We start from the raw sequence: 20506 nt of genomic DNA, 5'->3' as shown, positions 1-20506 counted from the left end.
GGGATGGTATGGATAAGGGTCCAAGGGATGAACATCGTTTGGAAGAAAGTATGGTAACTGATTTTGAAAAAGATATGTCCTATGGGGACTACCTGCATTTAAATCAAATATTATCAAGTCAGCATCGGCTTTCCGGCCATCACGATGAAATGCTGTTCATTATCATTCACCAAACAAGTGAATTATGGATGAAATTGATCCTCCATGAATTGACTGCAGCAACTGATCATATTGTGGCAGGACATTTGGAGCCTTCCTTTAAGATGCTATCCAGAGTGGCCAGAATCCAACAGCAACTTGTTCAATCCTGGAATGTGCTTTCGACATTGACGCCATCCGATTATATGGAATTCCGGGAGAAACTAGGAAACTCTTCAGGGTTTCAATCATTTCAGAACAGGTTGATAGAATTTGCGATGGGTCAAAAGAATTCGAAAATATTGGCCGTTTTCGGTCATCAGCCCGAGCTTTATGAGTCGATGATGGCAGCCTTGAATAAACCTAGTATTTATGATGCGGCTATAGGGGCTTTGGCTGCAAGGGGACTTCCCATTGATCAATCGGTATTGAACAGGGATTGGTCTGTCATTTATCAGGAAAATGCAAGTGTTGAAAGCGCGTGGCTGACCGTTTACCGTGATGTGCATAACTACTGGGATTTGTATGAGCTGGCCGAAAAACTCGTTGATATTGGAGGTCAACAACAATTCTGGAGATTCAATCATATGAGCACCGTAGAACGTATCATCGGCAATAAAAAGGGAACTGGCGGATCGTCCGGTGTAAGTTATCTGAAAAAAGTGGTCGAACAGCCATTTTTTCCTGAGCTATGGACATTAAGGACCAAACTGTAAGGAGGGGTGAACATATGAATCAATGGTTAGATATTTCTCAGCGCCTCAATGAAAATACGCCATATTGGCCAGGAGATACGCAATATTCATATCGGCTGAATTCATCAATGGCTGAAGGGTCTTCCGTCAATATAGGGGAAATCCGGATGAGTACACATTTAGGAACTCATATTGATGCTCCCTCTCATTTTGATGAGAATGGAAAAAAATCATCGAACTCGATCTTGATTTATATATTGGCACTGCTACCGTAGTAAAGGTGGATGCAGCTGAAAGCATTGGCATTAAAGCTTTTGAAGGCATCGAATTGACAGGGGTCCGGCGGTTGTTGGTGGCAACAGGTCAATGGAAGGACCTTAGCCGTTTTCCGGAATGGATTCCACCGGTTGATCCAGATTTAGTTCCCTTCCTTGCAAATAAAGGGGTTAGGCTCCTTGGGCTTGATTTACCTTCAGTCGACTGTCTCGACAGCAAAGAATTACCTGCCCACAATAAACTGTCAGGCTGTGGAATTCATATACTCGAAGGGCTGGTCCTTGATGGACTGGAGCCTGGGCTGTACGATTTGGCTGCATTGCCGCTGGCATTGGAAGCAGGGGACGGGAGCCCGGTCAGGGCCGTGGTGAAGAAGAAAGGCTGATGAGGGGGATAAGATGATGGGTAAAATTGGGATTTACGGATCTTCCTTCGATCCGGTCACGAATGTGCATTTATGGACAGCATCCACCATTGCGCATCGTGCTAAGCTGGACAAGGTGATTTTTTTACCTTGCGCAAATGGCCGTATCGATAAACAGATGAAAACAAGCAATGAACACCGTTGGCAAATGCTCAAGCTGGCAATAGGGGGCAACCCGATATTCGAAGTCAGTGATTATGAAATTAATGAACGTGCCGGAACGAGTAAACAATATACTTGGTATACGATGGAATATTTTAAATCTCGATTTCCAAAAGACGAAGTTTACTTCATAATGGGTGCAGATTTACTTGAAGATATTGATAATCAGGAGCTGCCGGTACACTTACGATGGAAATTCAGGGAAAAATTGATTGCCAATCATAAATTCATTGTCATGGCTCGGGATGGAATCGATATGCTGAAAATCATATCCAAAAGTCCATTGCTAAGGAATTATGATGATGGCAATACATTTCACCTTATTGATAAAGGCCTTTCCATGGAAATCAGTTCTACATATATAAGGGATGAATTTGCAATGGGCGGGGAACCACGATATTTACTGCCCGATCAGTGTTATCAGTATATATTGGAAAATAAGCTTTATCAAAAATCATCAAATTCATAATTGTTGGCAAGGTATTAAAAAGGGCTCGATCTCCCCGGTGGATGAGCCCTTTTCGTTTAGGGAATTTTTCAACCTGCAAATGTGAATGAATTTAATTAAAGGGACATGTAATACCTAGTTGACAACTTGGTGAACTTTGTTTTATGGTAAGGATATACAAAATCAAAATAATTGCTGATCAGAGAACTGAAGGCATACTATCTCCCGAAAAATAATTGAAGGGAAATAGAATGCCTTTTTTGCTTTAAAAAAAGGGGGAAGCTCATGAAAAAGTTGATGTTATTGGCAAGTTTGATTTTAGCCTTCGGTGTGCTTGCTGGATGCAACTCGGAAAAAACGAAAGGGGACGGAACATCGAAGTCAGTAGAGCTTTTGAATGTGTCATATGATCCGACAAGGGAATTGTACCAGGAATTCAATGAAGCGTTCGTGAAGCACTGGAAAGAAGAATCAGGTCAGGATGTAACGATACAACAATCACATGGCGGATCTGGTAAACAGGGCAGGGCTGTCATTGACGGATTGGAGGCGGATGTCGTTACATTGGCATTGGCTTATGATATTGATGCCATTTATGAAGCTAGTAACCTATTAGCGAAGGATTGGCAAAAACGTTTACCGGAGAACTCGACACCATATACATCAACGATTGTGTTTTTGGTGAAAAAGGATAACCCTAAAGGCATTAAAGATTGGGATGATCTGACTAAAAAGGATGTATCCGTCATTACGCCAAACCCAAAGACAAGCGGAGGGGCAAGGTGGAATTACCTGGCTGCCTGGGCTTTTGCGGAGAAAAATTTCGATAATGACGAAACAAAAGTGAAGGATTTCATGAAAAAACTTTATCAGAATGTTGAAGTCCTGGATTCAGGGGCCCGCGGTGCAACGACCACTTTTGTGGAAAGGGGAATCGGTGACGTACTGATCGCTTGGGAGAATGAAGCCTATTTAACACTGGAAGAATTCGGTGATGACAAATATGAAATCGTCAACCCTTCAATCAGTATATTAGCAGAGCCACCGGTAGCTGTTATCGATGAAGTGGTCGAGGAAAAAGGAACAAAGGAAGTGGCCGAAGCCTACCTGAAATATCTGTATACGGATGCCGGTCAGGAAATTGCCGCGAAAAACTTCTATCGTCCAAGGGATGAGAAGGTTCTCGCTGAATATGGAGACCAATTTGCCAATATCGATATGGTGACTGTTGATGATACATTTGGCGGTTGGAAAAAAGCCCAGGAAACACATTTTAATGATGGTGGCACATTTGACGAGATTTACCAACAGCAGTAAGCATGAAGGAGAAGGTGTGGCTTTAACATCTTCTCCTTCATAAATCAGAAAAAGGGTTGAGGCGAAGCGATGAATATAGTGACTGAAGGTAAACAGACGAAAAAGAGGACCATACCCGGTTTTGGATTGACGATGGGTTTTACGCTGCTGTATCTCACCATCATCGTTATGATCCCGTTATCGATGGTTTTTCTAAACACATTTTCAATGGGGTTCCAGGATTTTTGGGCGACCATAACTGAACCGAGGGTTCTCGCTTCTTATAAATTGAGTTTCTTGACAGCGTTAACTGCGTCCTTTGTTAACGCAGTTTTTGGTGTATTGATTGCCTGGGTGCTTACTCGTTATGAGTTTCCCGGCAAAAGGATCATCGATGGACTGGTTGATTTGCCTTTTGCCCTCCCGACTGCTGTTGCAGGAATCACGTTGACCACCTTGTATTCACCTAACGGATGGATCGGGCAATTTTTCAGCTTTAAAGTCGCTTTCACTCCCGCAGGGATCATCATCGCCCTTATATTTATCGGTCTGCCATTCGTGGTGCGGATGGTTCAACCGGTGCTTGAAAATATCGAAAAAGGGATGGAAGAAGCGTCTGCCTCTTTAGGGGCGAATCGAATGCAGACATTCATTAAAATCATCTTCCCGGAATTGATTCCAGCGATATTGACGGGTTTTGCCCTTTCTTTTGCGAGGGCACTTGGAGAATATGGATCCGTTGTCTTCATTGCCGGAAATATGCCATTTAAAACGGAAATTTCCCCGCTGATCATCATGACAAAGCTTGAACAGTATGATTATGAAGGTGCAACAGCTGTTGCAGCCGTCATGCTCATTATTACATTTATAATTTTGTTCACCATCAATATCTTACAATGGTGGACCGGCAAAAGATATTCAGGGAAGTAGGGGGGATATGATGGAACATGATAATTCAGTGGTTGCAAAAGCGAATCACCCAGTCATTATTACGAGAAACGCAACTAAAGAGCCTAAATCCATACAGTGGATCCTCATTTCCATTGTATTGCTATTTCTCACTTTGTTTTTAGTAGTCCCATTAATCGCAATCTTTGTAAAAGCCTTTGAAAAAGGTGCCGAAGCGTATTTTGCGGCCATCGCCCATCCTGATGCCGTGGCTGCGATTAAGTTAACATTGATCGTTGTCCTCATCACCTTGCCGCTCAATGCCATATTTGGAGTGGTTGCCGCTTGGACCATAACAAAATATGATTTCAAGGGAAAAAACTTCTTAATTACATTGATAGATTTGCCTTTTTCCGTATCACCGGTCATTGCCGGGTTGATTTTTGTCCTTCTGTTCGGCTTACATGGAACACTTGGTCCACTGCTGCAATCACTCGACATTAAAGTGATCTTTTCAATACCAGGGATTGTCATTGCCTCCATTTTCATTACCTTCCCATTCATTGCACGCGAATTGATCCCGCTCATGCAAAGTCAGGGGACGTCTGAAGAAGAGGCCTCACTCACGCTGGGTGCGGGAGGGTTCAAGACATTTTGGTATGTGACGCTTCCCAATATAAAATGGGGACTTCTATATGGAATCATCCTTTGCAATGCCAGAATAATTGGGGAGTTTGGAGCTGTATCGGTCGTATCGGGACATATACGGGGCATGACCAATACGATGCCGCTTCATATTGAAATCTTATACAATGAATATCAATTTTCGGCCGCTTTTGCGGTTGCATCCCTGATGTCCATCTTTGCAATCATAACGTTGATCATTAAAAGCTTCATAGAGTGGAAAACGGACTTTAAATCAACCAAAGCGAGATAGGAGGAAAGAAATGAGTATCATCATAGAAAATGTAACAAAATATTACGGGTCCTATCAAGCACTCCGGAACATCGATCTGGAAATAAAGAGCGGTGAACTAGTAGCCCTGCTTGGCCCTTCCGGATCGGGAAAAACGTCATTACTGCGTATCATCGCAGGCCTTGAGCAGGCTGAGAACGGAAAAATCCTTTTTAATGAAGAGAATTACACGCATAAGCATGTAAAAGATCGAAATGTGGGTTTCGTCTTTCAGCATTATGCCCTTTTTCGTAATATGACGATTTTTGATAATATCGCCTATGGATTAAAGGTTCGCCCAAGAAAAACAAGGCCCAGTAAAGAAGTTATCGAAGAAAAGGTTACCGAATTGCTTCAGCTCGTCAAGCTGGAAGGATATAAAGATCGTTATCCATCGCAATTATCAGGCGGCCAGCGCCAGCGTGTCGCATTGGCAAGGGCACTTGCCGTTGAACCGAATGTCCTCTTGCTTGATGAACCATTCGGGGCATTGGATGCCAAGGTGCGCAAAGAACTTCGTCGTTGGCTAAGAAGACTTCATGATGAATTCAATGTTACAAGTGTGTTCGTGACTCATGATCAAGAAGAGGCGATGGATGTTGCTGATCGGGTCGTAATCATGAATGAAGGGAAAATTGAACAGATTGGAACCCCGGAAGAAGTATATGATCACCCTGAAAATCCCTTTGTTTATGATTTTCTAGGCAGTGTCAATCTATTCAAGGGCAACGTGCATAAAGGGAAATTGGTTACTGGCAACGTAGAAATGAATGCCCCGGGCAGTGAAGATGGAGCGGGCACTGGTTATGTAAGGGCCCATAACTTTATCATAGAAAGAGAACCAGCGGAAAAGGATTCGATAGCATCCATAGTTGACCACATCCATACAATTGGCCCCATCGTCCGGATAGAAGTCATTCGTCAGGATACAAACGAACCGTTGGAAATCGAACTGACGAAGGAACAATATTTGAATCTGGAAATAAGCAAAGAGGAAAGGGTATTCGTCCGACCGAAAGAATTGAAAGTTTTTGTCGACTTTATGGCTGGAATTTAAGAGTGGGTCGAATCTTGACGAAAAAACCGCTGAAAGCGGTTTTTTTATTAGGCTGTCAGTAAACCTTCCTCTATGATTGGTAAATGAGCTGTAATCTGTTTCAAAAGGGCTACTGTGCAATCACAGGTGGTGAGTTTTTGTCTGCCAATAGTCCATGGTCCCTTGGTGCTAAACACTAGATAGAAAGTCTTGCATCAAAATGTGAAGGTGGTTATGTAAGATATTGGATGTTTTATCACATGAAAAAGTCGAATCTTTATGTTTAATGTTAAAATTGAAATATAATTGTAATATTGTTATTACGTATTTGACAAAATCTGATGATATACTACGACTTAGATGAAAACATAGTAGAGTTTAAGCAATGTATTTAATATTATCTCAACCTTAGAAGATTACATAAAGAGTAAAAAAAATAGAGAAGAGTTCCCAGCAATTTATTTTGACTAATCATTTTTCATAGAGAAAAAGAAGTGGGTCGATGGAAATGCAAGGGGAGGAAAGCAGGGGAAATGAGTTTGAAGAAAAAACTTATCGTATTGAACACGACAATTATGCTTGGATTAGGAAGCGCTTTTGCCATACCGTCTGTAAAAGCTGAATCTATCACGGATATTCAATCGCAACGTACAGGAATACAATCAGATATTTCAGAGGCAGAACAAGTTATTCAGCAATTGAAAAAAGAACAATCGAAAATGAATGCCCAAATTGCCCAGATCGAATCGGCAATGAAAGAAAATGACCAAAAAATCAAAGATACTGAACAAGAAATTAAAGACACTGAAAAAGACATAGAATCTTTAAAGAAAGAAATTAAAGCGTTGGAAGAAAGAATCGCAAAACGCGAGGAAGTCTTGAAAGAGCGCGCACTTTCTTTCCAAGAGAGCGGCGGGGACGTTGAGTACCTGGAAGTTGTTTTAGGCTCTAAAAGCTTTGGTGAATTCGTTAATCGTGTTGGGGCGGTAGCCACTATCGTGGAAGCTGACCAACAGATTCTTAGCGAGCAGGAAGCGGATAAAGCTGACTTAGTGAAAAAACAAGCGACCGTTGAGAAGAAATTGCAAAGCCTTAAGGATATGGAAGTAGAGCTTAAAGGCATGCAATCGCAAATTGAAGATCAAAAAGCTGAAACTTTCAATATGAAGGCTAAGATCGAAAAGAAAGAATCGGAAACAGAAGCGCTTAAACAATCTTTAGAGAATAAAGATGCTGGCCTAGAAGCACAAATAGCTTCCATTCGTGAAAATATCAAAAAAGAGGAAGAACGTAAAGCATCGGAAAAAGCAGATCTTGACCGTGTTGCTGAAGAAGTGAATTCTTCAAATGCTTCCAGTGAAGGATCAGCAAGTTCTTCTAGCGAAGAATCATCAAGTTCGTCTAAAGGAGAGGCTTCGGCAAAAAGTTCTTCTAAAGCTGAATCATCTTCAAATTCATCTAAAGACAGTTCTGCTGCTAAGCCTGCAGCAAGTAAAACTGAAACATCAAGTAAGCCAAGCAGTGCAAATACAGGCTCTGCGATTACAGCAGGTTATAAATATATCGGTAACTCCTCTTATAAATTTGGTGGCGGAAGAACGGCATCCGATATCGCTAACGGTCTATTCGATTGTTCAGCGTTCGTTGCATGGGCTTATAAACAAGCTGGTGTGAACCTTCCAGCCAGTACGGATGCATTGAAAGGTGCAGGACGTCAAGTATCTGATAGTCAAAAACAGCCTGGAGATTTAGTGTTCTTCAATACCTATAAAACTGATGGGCATGTCGGAATTTATGTCGGCGGCGGTAAATTTATCGGTTCCCAAAGTTCAACAGGTGTTGCAATTGCCAATATGGATAGCGGATATTGGGCAGGTGTATACAACGGCCGTGTCGTTCGTGTAAACTAATAGTTCAATAATAAGCAGGGGAGAAAATGCCCCTGCTTATTTTTTTGAAAAAAAAAATCGAAAAAAATGAAACTTATTTTGAATTTCAACGTAAATACTATAAGATAAAACAAGGATAGGTGATGTGGACTTTCAATTAATCTGGGAAAAGATATAATGAAACAACATTCCATACTATTAAACGGAGGCAAAAAAACATGATGAAAAAATTTATGGCTGCATTACTTACAATTACACTAGCATTCTCGCCAGTCGGCACTTATGTATTCCAGGATCATACGGAGTCAGTCGATGCAAGGGGTTACAAGTCCGGAAAAAGAAGCTTTAACAACAACAATAACAATAATAATTCGAATTTCCAAAATAAAGAAACGAAGAAATCCGATGCCACTACTGCCAATAAAGCCAAGAGTGGAAACACATTCGCAAAAGGCGGCTTAATGAAAGGACTTATGCTAGGAGGATTGGCAGGTTTACTTTTTGGTAGCCTATTTGCCAATATGGGAATGCTGGGTTCTATACTTGGTCTATTAATCAACGTGATGGCGGTTGTAGTATTAATCGTTGTAATCCGTAAAATATTCACATATTTCAAAGATAAGAAGAAGAAAGAAGATCCAAACCCATGGAGAGGCTAAAGATTTCCGAACAAGATATCATCAATGCGGTTTGTGTTTACATTGCCCGTAAAAAGCAGGTACAACCTAATGAGGTGGAAGTGGAGTTAATGTATGATGATGATTATGGCTTTTCGGCGGAAGCGTTTGTCGATGGCCGGAAACAAGTGTTAATCACCATCAACTTGATAGAAGCGCTTCGTTTATGGCTGGATGAATATATGAATAAAGATCCATACTCAGGTATTGAACTTGTTTTGGATGATGATGAAGGTATAGTGGCTTTGGTAAGTGAAAGTAATAGATAAGTAAAAAAGGATGCCGTAACGGCATCTTTTTTTTATTTAAAAAGTTACAAGTCGTCCGGGAGAAGGAAAAGGAAAAAAGAAATAGAAAAATAGCAAAGTAAATGAAGCAAAATCCTCGATTACACATACTATTTCAAACTTAGAAAGAGTAAGGACGAAATATATTTTCCATTTGTTGCAATAAATGGTCCGTGGAAGTAGGATGGATATATGTTCAAGTCAAAGGAGGAGAAAAAGTGAAAGGGTATATAGAAGATATCACTTTTTTAAATGAAAAGGCCATAAAGTTCGGCAATGAAAAAGTGGAAGCGATACTTGTACCATCTTTAGGAAGCAATCTGCTTTCATTGAAATACAAGCATAAGGATATTGAGTTGCTGCGAACTCCGGATAGTGTGGAGGAGTATAAAAAAGCTTCCATTTTATACGGAATGCCAATCCTGTTTCCTCCTAATCGAATTGAAGATGGTCAATTTACATATAAGGGGACTTCGTATAAGTTTCCAATCAATGAAATGGAAAAATTCAATCATATTCATGGTTTTTTGCATGACATGCCGTGGCAAGTCCGCAAAAAGGAAGTAAACGGAAAAGAAATCGTCATTAATACCGAATTTTCAAGCAGTGATTTTGATCTAAAAGGTAGCTTTCCACAAGATATCACTGTGAATATGTCTTTATCTTTAAGGGCTGAAACATTGGAAATACAATTGGAAATCACCAACAAGGGCATTGAACCATTTCCGTGGGGAGCAGGTTATCATACTGTATTCAATTTTCCATTTGGACCAGTGAGTAAATGGGAGGATTGCAGAATATCTCTTCCCGTCAATAAGCATTGGGAGTTGAATGAAAGATCATTGCCCACAGGTGCAATTCATGAAACGGCCAATACATTGAAAATCCAAAACGGCATTAGCTTGGACGGCCGGCAATTTGATGACTTATTTGGCTATGATAAGGAAAGAAATCCGGAAAACGAGTGCATTCTCACTGATCAAGAGGCTGGCATACAAGTCATCTATCAAGGCGATCAACATTTTAAGTTTTGGGTATTGTTCAATCAGGAGGGGTTCGTCTGTCCTGAACCATATACTTGGGTAACGAATGCTCCTAATTTGGATTTGCCTGCAAAATTGACTGGATTGAGGGAGTTATGCTCAGGGGAAACGGTACAGCTGAAAACCAGATTGATTGTGAAAGATATATAAAAAACACCTAGGCATTTAAAAATGCCTAGGTGTTTAAGGTTATGCTTTTTTTCTCATCCAGAGTGGGTATAGGATGATTCCGAATACATATAAGGCAATGCCTAGTATGAATGTATTCATATCGGCTGTACCTGTCTTGATGACCCAGATCGAGTAGATTAACGCCAAGATTGTAATAATGCCATCACGTACCCTTGAGCCTTTCATGATGTCATAGGTTTCCCCGGTCATCACAAGTTTCAATTGATACAGAACGGATGCAAGGTACGGGATCAAGTAAGCGAGTGTAGCGACGATCATCGAAAATTTATAAGCCTCCAAAATCGTACCTGAAATAGTGGAGAATAAGAATATCTGTGTCATGATATTTGTTATTGTCATAGAACGGACAGGTGTGCCATTTTTGTTTGCTTTCGCAAAATAGGCCGGGAACAAATCCGATTTCGCTGCCTGGTAAGGAACTTCCGAGGCAACGACAATCCATCCGATCGTCGATCCCAATAAGGAAATGACAGCAAGAGCAGCCATTATATACGTGCCGCTTGAACCAACTACTGCTTGTAGTGCGTCAACAAGCGGTTTTTGTGATATTTTCAACTCGTCTTGTGATATGGCACCCATCGTCAATAAAGTAATGCCGATATAAATGGCAACAGCGATAAGTAAACCAAGAATCGTCGCTTTCTTTACATCATTTTGTGACTTGGCACGGTTTGAAAGCATGACGGCAGCTTCGATACCGATGAAGGCCCATAATGTTGAAATGGCAGCAGCGTTCACTTGATCACCTAGGGAGATTGCAGTTCCCGCCTTATCATAAAATTCAGCTCCGTTTCCTAGATTGGAAGTATCGAAGATGAATATCGTGATAATAATGAAAAATAAGAATCCAAGCACTTTGGTAACTGTAGCAAAAAGATTCATTTTCCCGGCACTGTTAAAACTTCTTACCAAGATTGCCTGAATCCCCCAAAGGGCAACGGAACATACCGCAAACGTTAATGCTTTACCTAGTTCAAGTTGAAACGAACCCGCTGTATAAATCACTTTTGGACTATGCATCACAGGGAAAAACGTTGAAAGGTAACCAGCAAATGAAATGATGACAGAAGCTGTCGCAGCCCAATTCGCAGCCCAATACCCCCAAGCCATGCTATACCCTGAAACCCTTCCTTTAACAGGAGATTTAAATAATGACTGAGCATAACTTTGAGGTCCAGCCTTCAAATCAGGTTTCCGTACTGCCAGGTTACCAAACACCAAAGCTATTAGAAAAACTCCTAGTCCAGTAACGATCCATGCCAATGTGGACCCTAACGGACTGGATACCTGTGCTAATTGAGCAGGGAGCATGAAAATTCCGCCGCCGACCATATTTCCAATTACGAAAGTGGTCAAAATCAATAAACCCCATTTTTTATTTACCATTTATATCGAACCTTTCTTATATACAAAGTGTGTGTTTATACCGACAACTTATACTAAAATAGTATATCTCAAATAGTTTAGTTTGGTAAAGTGGTAAATAAGTAAAATGTAAAAGGCGGACTAATCAGAAAATTCAAACACAGTATTGACAAAAGGATAAAATTGGGTTATAGTAGTAAATACCAAGTTAGTTGGTAAGAATAATGTGGATTATCACATTAAATCGTATTTTTCTATAACATTTGCCATTCCCGAATATTGCCGATTAGTCAACTAAAGGCACCTTACATCTAATCTGTTAGATGGCGGGTGCCTTTTATCTTTTATAGGGAAGGGAGGGAATATGGAGTTCCTATTAACTGGTTATTCTTATACGGAAAGTTAAGTGATGAGGATATGATAGGTAAACCAAGTTCCCAAGAAAACATTGAAAGTGGGAAGCGCACATGTGTTTGTCGTGCGAACCTTTTTTACATTAGGTGAAAACGAGCTTTATTACCAGTAGTGAAGGGGAGATATTATGGAAAAGAAAGAAGAATTGAAAATCAGGCATATCATTTCAAGCTTGGAAGATCTGCAATATGGATCGGTTTTAATTACCGTACATGATGGTGAAATCACACAAGTGGATACCACCGAGAAGAAACGATTCCCTTTAGTGAAGGGCCGTGCCGTTAAAGCTAGATGAATGACAGGTATTAAGGGAGCCTTCAATATGAAGGCTCCAGTTTGTCTATTTTTATGGCTTGTACAATTTGAACGTTGATTTCCACTACAGGCACTCGCTTTCCGCGGGCGGTCAGGGAGCCTCCTCGGCGCTCGTCGCGCCTGCGGGGTCTCCCTTGGACGCGCATTTCCCGCAGGAGTCTCGTACCCTCCGTTCCAATCAACTTTGTTTAAAAATTCAGATGGGGAACCCTTTTGTCTACAAACTCAATATTAATTAAGATTGCCTACAATTCTTTGAGGGAGTGTAAAATTTGAACGTTGATTTCCACTACAGGCACTCGTTTTCCGCGGGCGGTCCGGGAGCCTCCTCGGCGCTCGTGGTACCTGTGGGGTCTTACCTTGGACGTGCTTTTCCCGCAGGAGTCTCGTACCCTCCGTTCCAATCAAGTTTGTTTAAAAATTCAGATGGGGAACCCTTTTGTCTACAAACTCGGAGCTTTCGGTATGAAGGCTCTTTTATTATATGAAAATTTAATCAATTTGGAATTTATAAGAAGATTGTACTGCTTTTAACATGGTAGAATAAGTTAGGGTATAAGGGAGTTTTTTATAGGGGTTTAAATGATATCAAAGGGAGGAACAGGGAATAGATGACCTTACAAACTATAGAACATGATATCTTGGCATTAGTTGAAACATTTAATGGGAGAATCGCATATAAAATTGAAAATGGTCTTGGGGACACGATTGGATATCACGAGAATGAATCCTTTCAATCAGCGAGTTTGATCAAAATACCAATGATCATCGAAGGTTATCGTCAAAGTGAACAAAAGAAAATCTATTTGAACCAACCAGTGACCATCCCGCCTAGTGAAGTGACTGGGGGATCGGGGGTCCTGCATGTCTTATCGAATAAGGTATTTTTGACCGTAGAGGATTTACTGACATTGATGATAACTGTTTCCGACAATACATCCACGAATATGATGATGAACCTGTTGGGTTTTGAAGAAATCAATCAATGCATCAAGGAACTTGGTTTGAAAAATACTGTCCTTGAACGGAAAATGCAGGATTTTAAGGCATTAAAAGAAGGGCGCGACAATACCATTTCGGCAGAAGATACGATTACCTGCTTAAAAGCCATACATACAGGCAACTTTTTAACGAAAGAAAGCCGGGAAAAAATATTGCATGTATTTGATAATCAACAGTTAAGGGATAAACTTCCATCTCTGATGGGCAGAGAAGTCAAGGTCGCAAGCAAAACGGGCGGAATTCGGGGAGTTGCCCATGATTGTGCAATCATTCGGTCAGAAACACAAACTGTTTATGCTGCAGTTCTTACAGAAGACATGAAATCAGAGGAAGAAAGCCGTCAAATAATCAGTAAAATTGGAAAATTGATATATGATGATATGGTCGCAGAATAAACTATCCGATTGAAAAGGGCGGAAGTCTTTCATGATTTCCCGCTCTTCGGTCTTAGTTATATAGGAGTTAGTGGAAATGAAAGTTATATATGATAAGAATATGAAGCGGGGAAAAATTTTGAAAAGGACGATGAAACTTTTTTGTGTAATAAGTGTCATTGCGGTACTTGGGTATTTTGGATTTTTGCACATGAAAATTCAGGAAAGCATTCACCAGCAAATTCCGGAAAATGCCGATTACCTCATGATTCTTGGAGCAAGGGTCAAAGGTTCGGTTCCATCATTATCCTTACAATACCGGATTGATAAAGCTGCAGAATATTTATCGGCGAATAAACATACAGTGGTCATTGTATCTGGCGGCAAAGGACCGGGAGAAGATATATCGGAAGCAAAAGCAATGCAACAGGGGCTAATCGCCCAAGGAATTGAAGAAGCACGCATTGTGATGGAAGACAAATCTACAACAACTCACGAAAATATTGTTTTCTCAAAAGAACTCATTCCTGATACAGCAGCTTCAGGGTTGATCGTTAGCAATGACTTTCATATCTACCGGGCAGTCGAAATAGCAAAAAAAGAAGGCTTGGACATGAAGGGATTGCCTGCAAAGACACCAAAAGTGTCACTGTTGAAATCATATACCCGTGAATATTTGGCAATTACCAAATACTATTTAACCGGGTTGATTGGGAGGTAACATCGAATTCTCCTAAAGGTGGAGGTGCTTTCATTATTCGACTTCCACGACAACATTAGGAACTTGCCAAAAATCTTTCTCTTGATATAGCTCCTTAAGTGTCTTATAAACGGGATAACCGGTATAGGAAATCTCGACTCGTTCATCAGCATCCACTTCTTCCACATCTACATCATCAACAAAACCAAGTTGATCATCGATTTCCATTAAATAATACCCAAGTGCCTCATACCCGCTATAGGCTACAATTACCTTACTGTCAAAACCGCTATTAGAAACTTTGTAATATTTCATTGAGTGACCTCCTTGTTGATAATACTTTAAGTGAAAATCGTACTGTTTCTTATTACTCTGATATACCCATTAATTACTATCTGAATCATTAAATTGGATAAATAAAGAAAATAAGAAGGCAAAAAGAATGTGGACCATCTTTAATTTATCACTGGAAAATTTGCTATCTGCATCAATTCATGTTAATCTAATAAAGAATTGTTTTTGGTTGTGGAAGAGAGTACTCGTTATTTTCCAAATGATTAAAAATAGTAATACAATGTGTGTTATGCACTAGGAGGCAACAACAATGGAACAAGGTACAGTTAAATGGTTTAATGCAGAAAAAGGTTTTGGATTTATCGAACGCGAAAACGGAGACGATGTATTCGTACATTTCTCAGCTATCCAAAGCGAAGGCTTCAAATCTTTAGACGAAGGTCAAAAAGTAACTTTCGAAGTTGAGCAAGGTGCACGTGGAGCTCAAGCTGCTAACGTTCAAAAAGCTTAATTTTAAAATTAAATCGTAACCTATATGAACAGACTTCCTCGATGGGAGTCTGTTTTTTATTGTGCTATAAAATGAAAGCAAAAAAAAATCCCACTCTGACTGAGTAGGTTTTTAGTGACTTGTCATTAAGCTTTTTTAAATTCTTCTTCAAAGAAAAAAGTAGTCGGATGTTCTTTAACAGTATAAGAATATCTCTTCATGTTTTTTACATATGCCCATTTATTAATGGTTACTGATTCATTAGTATCCTGAATGGTTACTGTTTCACCAGTATTATACTTATTGCTTTTCAATTTAGCCACCCTCTTTACTAATAGTATAACATATTTGGCAATGAAAGATGTGTTCAACATATTCCAATGATATATTGCGTATAAAAAACAGACTAAGCATATGGCAATGAGCCTAATTATTTTGAATATGAACAAGGAGTGGATGTCACAATATGGGATTAAGCGGGGGCAGGCCAAGTTATAGCGAATGAACTTACTCGAAAGCAAGGAGTCGATATTACTACGGGCTTGTCTCCCTTTTTGGGCATGAAAAAACAGCCACATGTTCCCAGGTATTGCAGAAATCACGTGGCTGAAGGTTTTCAAGTGATGGAAGGGGCTTAAAGCCGGTTAATTAAAACGCCCAGTCACCATTACGGAAGACAGGTTCTGAAGTGCCGTCCTGTTTGATGCCGTCGATGTTCATTTTCTCCGATCCAATCATGAAATCGACATGTGTAAGGCTTTCATTCAGTCCATTTTCTGCAAGTTCTTCTGGACTCATGTTTTTTCCGCCTTCAATACAGAAAGCATAGGAGCTGCCGATAGCAAGATGGTTTGATGCATTTTCATCAAATAATGTGTTGAAGAATAAAACATTCGATTGGGAAATCGGTGAGTTGAATGGAACAAGCGCGACTTCACCAAGGTAGTGTGAACCTTCATCCGTTTCAACCAATTGCTTTAGGATTTCTTCCCCTTCTTCTGCTTTTACTTCAATGATCCGTCCTTCCTTAAACGTCACGGAAAAATTATTGATGATGTTTCCGCCGTAACTAAGTGGTTTCGTACTGGAAACCGTACCGTTAACGCCTGTTTTCAATGGAACTGTAAACACTTCTTCGGTTGGCATATTAGCCATGAATTCATGTCCCTGTACGTTAACGCTTCCTGCCCCTACCCAAAGATGTTTGTCGGGTAATTCGATTGTCAGGTCGGTTCCGGGAGCCGTATAATGCAATTTTTGGTAATGTTTATCATTTAAATAATCTACCTTTTCATGCAGGGTATCATCGTGTTTTTTCCAGGCTTCCACAGGATCTTTCACGTCAACACGAACTGCTTTGAAAATAGCTTCCCATAGGAGGTCAACACGTTTTCCTTCTGCTTCTTCAGGGAATACTTTATCAGCCCAAGCCTTTGAAGGGACGGCAACTATGGACCAGCTCACTTTATCGGATTGCATATACTGCCGCCACTTCTTCAGTGCTGTCCCGGATGCTTTTTGGTAGTTGGCAATCCTTTCAGGCTTTACACCTTTTAATAAGTCAGGGCTGGAGGAGATGACGGATAGATAAGCAGCTCCGTTTTCTGCGAGTTCGATCGTTTCTTCTGCGCGCCACTTTGGATATTCGTGGAACACCTCATCCGGAGCCAATTCATATTTGGTACGTGAAACGATATCGTCATTCCAATTAACGATGACATTGCGCGCACCGTTCTCATATGCCTTTTTTACAATGAGACGCACAAGGTCAGCACCCTCTAATGTTGTATTTACGACCAAGGTTTGATCTTGTTGGATGTTTACGCCGACTTTTACGGCAAGTTCTGCATATTTTTCTAAATTCGTTTGAAAATCACTCATCATTTAAAACTCCTCTTTTCCATTTTCTACATTTTTAATTGTACTTTTTGTCATATAAAAAAGAAACTTTTTACATCGTTTGTGAAACTACTCGTATACGAAGGAGTTCATTATAACCGGCAGGGAGCTGCTCCAGCAGCTATTTTGTCTATCTTGCATTTTACCAAAACTAAAGAAGGAAAGACTATTGAAAAGGTTTGAATGGGTTGAATAATTTGATGATTTGGTGCAGTGAATCAATGGACTGAAAGAAAGAGGGCCTCTTTGAGACCCTCTTTCTTAATAGTCAGTAAATCATTTACCCAAATTAATCCAGACACTTTTCACTTCAGAATAGTTGTCCAGTGCATAAGATCCCATTTCACGTCCGATTCCGGATTGTTTGTAGCCGCCGAACGGGGAAGCTGCGTCGAACGCGTTATAACAGTTCACCCATACGGTACCGGCACGGAGTTTTCCTGCAACATAATGGGCATTGGCTATATCGCTTGTCCATAAGCCGGCAGCCAAACCATATTCACTGGCATTTGCACGGTTAATGACTTCATCTAAATCCTCGAATGGCATTGCCGCTATGACCGGTCCGAAAATCTCTTCTTTAGCAATCGTCATATCCTCATCAACACCAGCGAATATAGTTGGAGAAACAAAGTAGCCCTGTTCACCCGGTTTATTTCCGCCGACAAGAACTTCCGCACCCTCGTTTTTCCCTTTTTCAATATAGCCCATTACCCGATTTTGCTGCTCCTCGGAAACAAGCGGCCCAATTTGGGTACTTGGATCTAGGCCTATCCCTTGTTTGATGTTTTTTGCATGGCTAGCCATATCGGCAACAACATTATCATAATGTTTCTTTTGGATATAAACCCTTGAACCGGCACAGCATACCTGGCCTTGGTTAAACATGACCCCATTCAAAGCTCCAGGGATGGCTTTCGAGAAATCTGCATCAGGCAGGATGATGTTTGGCGATTTCCCTCCAAGTTCCAATGTGACCCGTTTCAATGAATATGAAGCGGAACGCATGATCAATTTTCCAACTTCGGTCGAGCCGGTAAATGCGATTTTATTTACTTGGGGATGGTCGACAAGCGCTTGTCCAGCCGTTTCACCAAAACCGGGAACGATATTGACGACCCCATCAGGGAAACCGGCTTCAGCCAATAATTCAGCCAGGTAAAGAGCGGAAAGCGGTGTTTGCTCAGCTGGTTTTAATATGACCGTACAACCTGTAGCAAGTGCCGCTCCCAGTTTCCACATCGCCATAAGAAGCGGAAAGTTCCATGGGATGATTTGGCCGACAACACCAACAGCCTCGTGTTTCGTGTAGTTAAAATAATTTCCGCTTACCGGGATGGTCTGTCCAACAATCTTGGTGGACCAGCCAGCAAAATATCTCATATGTTCAATTGCTAAAGGAATGTCGGCATTTGTAGTTTCACTGATTGGTTTCCCATTATCCAACGTTTCCAATTGAGCAAGTTCAGTTTTATTTTCTTCCATTAAATCGGCTAGTTTATACATCAGTCTACTGCGTGCAGCTGCGCTCATTCTTGACCAAGGACCTTCATCGAATGCTTTGCGTGCAGCTTTGACGGCTAAGTCGATATCTTCTTTATCAGCTTCATAAACATCGGCAAGTTTTTGTCCTGTAGCAGGATTAGGAGTGGAGAAGGTTTTTTTTGAAGCACTTTCTACAAACTGACCATTAATATAGAGCTTTTTTGGTCCTGTTAAAAATTTTTGCAGCTTTCCACTTACTTCTAACGTTAGATTTGTCATTAATTACCCTCCTGAATAAAATGTTTATCTTGGGCAAAACATGATGACTTATTGTTAACGCTATGATTGCCAATTTTTATGATAAATGAAAAAAAGGGAATATTCAATCTATAACATTCGACAGAATATCCAAGATTTCTTCATCTATTAAAAAAATGTAGTATTATTTTGTCATGACATGTGTAATTACTATAGCAAAAATGAAAGTTAATAGTTAAAATGAAAAAGGATAAAATAACAAGAAGGTCTAAAGTTCTTCAGGAGGAATATATGGGAAATAATGCGAAAATGATATCGCAGCGTAAGTTACTTGGTGTTGCGGGTCTTGGATGGATGTTCGATGCACTTGATGTCGGTATGCTTTCTTTCATCATTGTTGCATTAAAACAGGATTGGAACTTAACTAGTGAGCAGGTTGGCTGGATTGGGAGCATAAACTCCATAGGGATGGCTGTTGGCGCCGTATTCTTTGGTGCGATGGCCGACAGGGTCGGACGAAAGAATGTCTTTATCATTACTTTATTATTGTTTTCGATAGCAAGTGGCCTGTCTGCAGCAGTCAGTACACTCAGCCTGTTCTTGATATTGCGTTTTTTGATTGGAATGGGACTTGGGGGAGAACTCCCGGTTGCCTCCACATTGGTCTCTGAAAGTGTTGAAGCGAGTAAAAGGGGAAGGGTCGTCGTCCTTCTTGAAAGCTTTTGGGCGGTTGGCTGGATTTTGGCAGCACTCATATCCTATTTCATCATACCGGCTTATGGTTGGCGGGTTGCATTATTATTGAGCGCAGTTCCAGCTTTATATGCGCTGTATCTGCGCTTGAAACTGCCGGATTCACCAAAGTATACGGAACTTGAAAAAAAGCAAAGAACATCTGTATTAAGCAATATGAAAAGTGTCTGGAAAAAGGAATACTCCCGTCAGACCCTTGTATTGTGGATTCTATGGTTTTGCGTGGTCTTTTCCTATTATGGGATGTTTTTATGGCTGCCAAGCGTGATGGTCCTAAAAGGCTTCAGCATGATTCAAAGCTTTGAATATGTTTTGATCATGACGATTGCACAGCTTCCGGGCTATTTTTCAGCTGCATGGCTGATAGAGAAGATGGGACGTAAATTCGTTTTGATTACATACTTAATTGGAACGGCCATCAGTGCCTTTTTCTTTGGATCGGCAGAGGGGCTGGCACTGCTGATAGCTTCCGGGATGTTCCTATCTTTCTTCAACCTAGGGGCATGGGGTGCACTTTATGCGTATACACCTGAGCAGTATCCAACATCAGTTCGCGGTACAGGGGCTGGGTTAGCTGCAGGGATCGGGAGGATTGGCGGTGTTCTGGGACCTTTGCTTGTAGGGTATTTAGTTGCCGCAGACACCCCGATTTCATCGATTTTCACCATTTTTACAATTGCTATTTTAGTGGGGGCAGTTGCAGTGGCTTTTGGGAAGGAAACAAAGAATACCGTTTTGACATAAACAAAGG

General features: G+C 40.8%; 22 protein-coding genes. 17 read left to right on the top strand and 5 right to left on the bottom strand.

Going from position 1 to position 20506, the window contains the following annotated elements; genetic code table 11:
• The first annotated feature begins 8 nt into the window (after positions 1–8).
• The 12 genes from kynA to A6755_RS20330 all read left to right on the top strand — a co-directional run bounded on the left by kynA (position 9) and on the right by A6755_RS20330 (position 10364).
• Positions 9–854, top strand: a complete 846-nt coding sequence (gene kynA / locus A6755_RS20380) for a tryptophan 2,3-dioxygenase (RefSeq protein ID WP_063592631.1) — start codon at positions 9–11, stop codon at positions 852–854.
• Positions 855–868: 14 nt separating this feature from the next.
• Entirely contained in the window at positions 869–1108 is a 240-nt protein-coding gene (locus A6755_RS28160) for a cyclase family protein (protein WP_323602027.1), read from the top strand.
• A gap of 71 nt (positions 1109–1179) precedes the next feature.
• A complete protein-coding gene (locus tag A6755_RS28155) occupies positions 1180–1494 on the top strand; it encodes a cyclase family protein (RefSeq protein ID WP_347343060.1) in 315 nt (104 codons plus the stop codon).
• Positions 1495–1510: 16 nt separating this feature from the next.
• Complete coding sequence (gene nadD, locus A6755_RS20370; RefSeq protein ID WP_063591782.1) at positions 1511–2164, top strand: nicotinate (nicotinamide) nucleotide adenylyltransferase; 654 nt, start codon at positions 1511–1513, stop codon at positions 2162–2164.
• A 264-nt stretch (positions 2165–2428) separates the two neighbouring features.
• Positions 2429–3460 (top strand): sulfate ABC transporter substrate-binding protein, encoded by a 1032-nt coding sequence (locus A6755_RS20365; RefSeq protein ID WP_063591781.1) that lies wholly within the window; start codon positions 2429–2431, stop codon positions 3458–3460.
• 69 nt (positions 3461–3529) lie between these two features.
• Complete coding sequence (gene cysT / locus A6755_RS20360; protein ID WP_063591780.1) at positions 3530–4369, top strand: sulfate ABC transporter permease subunit CysT; 840 nt, start codon at positions 3530–3532, stop codon at positions 4367–4369.
• Between the two features lie 10 nt (positions 4370–4379).
• The gene (gene cysW, locus A6755_RS20355; RefSeq protein WP_098184765.1) at positions 4380–5264 is read left to right on the top strand and encodes a sulfate ABC transporter permease subunit CysW; all 885 of its coding nucleotides are present in this window, start codon (positions 4380–4382) and stop codon (positions 5262–5264) included.
• Between the two features lie 10 nt (positions 5265–5274).
• Positions 5275–6339: a sulfate/molybdate ABC transporter ATP-binding protein gene (locus tag A6755_RS20350; RefSeq protein WP_063591778.1), complete on the top strand. Its 1065-nt coding sequence runs from the start codon at positions 5275–5277 to the stop codon at positions 6337–6339.
• 512 nt (positions 6340–6851) lie between these two features.
• Positions 6852–8228: a C40 family peptidase gene (locus A6755_RS20345; protein WP_217349293.1), complete on the top strand. Its 1377-nt coding sequence runs from the start codon at positions 6852–6854 to the stop codon at positions 8226–8228.
• Positions 8229–8428: 200 nt separating this feature from the next.
• Complete coding sequence (locus A6755_RS20340; RefSeq protein WP_063592629.1) at positions 8429–8866, top strand: hypothetical protein; 438 nt, start codon at positions 8429–8431, stop codon at positions 8864–8866.
• Positions 8854–9153 (top strand): YxcD family protein, encoded by a 300-nt coding sequence (locus A6755_RS20335; protein ID WP_034314323.1) that lies wholly within the window; start codon positions 8854–8856, stop codon positions 9151–9153. The genes A6755_RS20340 and A6755_RS20335 overlap by 13 nt, the downstream gene beginning before the upstream one ends.
• A gap of 236 nt (positions 9154–9389) precedes the next feature.
• Positions 9390–10364, top strand: coding sequence for an aldose 1-epimerase (locus A6755_RS20330; RefSeq protein ID WP_063591777.1), 975 nt, complete (start codon positions 9390–9392; stop codon positions 10362–10364).
• Positions 10365–10403: 39 nt separating this feature from the next.
• Here the strand turns inward: A6755_RS20330 and A6755_RS20325 are convergent, their stop codons facing one another.
• On the bottom strand, positions 10404–11792 hold the full coding sequence (locus A6755_RS20325) for an amino acid permease (RefSeq protein WP_034314319.1): 1389 nt from the start codon (positions 11790–11792) through the stop codon (positions 10404–10406).
• A 520-nt stretch (positions 11793–12312) separates the two neighbouring features.
• Here A6755_RS20325 and A6755_RS25735 point away from each other — a divergent pair.
• The 3 genes from A6755_RS25735 (at position 12313) to A6755_RS20315 (ending at position 14597) form a co-directional block, all read left to right on the top strand.
• Positions 12313–12480: a YezD family protein gene (locus tag A6755_RS25735; protein WP_065311211.1), complete on the top strand. Its 168-nt coding sequence runs from the start codon at positions 12313–12315 to the stop codon at positions 12478–12480.
• Positions 12481–13111: 631 nt separating this feature from the next.
• A complete protein-coding gene (locus tag A6755_RS20320) occupies positions 13112–13897 on the top strand; it encodes a serine hydrolase (protein WP_034314316.1) in 786 nt (261 codons plus the stop codon).
• 100 nt (positions 13898–13997) lie between these two features.
• A complete protein-coding gene (locus A6755_RS20315; RefSeq protein WP_063592628.1) occupies positions 13998–14597 on the top strand; it encodes a YdcF family protein in 600 nt (199 codons plus the stop codon).
• A gap of 33 nt (positions 14598–14630) precedes the next feature.
• Here A6755_RS20315 and A6755_RS20310 read toward each other — a convergent pair whose 3' ends face one another.
• The gene (locus A6755_RS20310) at positions 14631–14891 is read right to left on the bottom strand and encodes a hypothetical protein (protein WP_034314314.1); all 261 of its coding nucleotides are present in this window, start codon (positions 14889–14891) and stop codon (positions 14631–14633) included.
• Between the two features lie 289 nt (positions 14892–15180).
• On the opposite strand from A6755_RS20310, the gene cspC reads away from it, so the two are divergent.
• On the top strand, positions 15181–15381 hold the full coding sequence (gene cspC / locus A6755_RS20305) for a cold shock protein CspC (RefSeq protein ID WP_034314312.1): 201 nt from the start codon (positions 15181–15183) through the stop codon (positions 15379–15381).
• Between the two features lie 125 nt (positions 15382–15506).
• Here the strand turns inward: cspC and A6755_RS27240 are convergent, their stop codons facing one another.
• From A6755_RS27240 to A6755_RS20295, 3 genes are all read right to left on the bottom strand, one after another.
• On the bottom strand, positions 15507–15674 hold the full coding sequence (locus A6755_RS27240; RefSeq protein ID WP_164468809.1) for a hypothetical protein: 168 nt from the start codon (positions 15672–15674) through the stop codon (positions 15507–15509).
• A gap of 334 nt (positions 15675–16008) precedes the next feature.
• Positions 16009–17241 (bottom strand): aminopeptidase, encoded by a 1233-nt coding sequence (locus tag A6755_RS20300; protein ID WP_034314309.1) that lies wholly within the window; start codon positions 17239–17241, stop codon positions 16009–16011.
• 294 nt (positions 17242–17535) lie between these two features.
• Complete coding sequence (locus A6755_RS20295; protein WP_063591776.1) at positions 17536–19023, bottom strand: aldehyde dehydrogenase family protein; 1488 nt, start codon at positions 19021–19023, stop codon at positions 17536–17538.
• 270 nt (positions 19024–19293) lie between these two features.
• On the opposite strand from A6755_RS20295, the gene A6755_RS20290 reads away from it, so the two are divergent.
• Positions 19294–20499 carry an MFS transporter gene (locus A6755_RS20290; protein ID WP_063591775.1) on the top strand — a complete coding sequence of 402 codons (1206 nt, stop codon included), beginning with the start codon at positions 19294–19296 and terminating at the stop codon, positions 20497–20499.
• Positions 20500–20506: the final 7 nt, after the last annotated feature.

The organism is Peribacillus frigoritolerans (genome assembly GCF_001636405.1).
In the GTDB taxonomy this organism is placed as follows: Bacteria; Bacillota; Bacilli; order Bacillales; family DSM-1321; genus Peribacillus; species Peribacillus frigoritolerans.
This window is presented reverse-complemented; position numbering and strand designations above follow the sequence as displayed.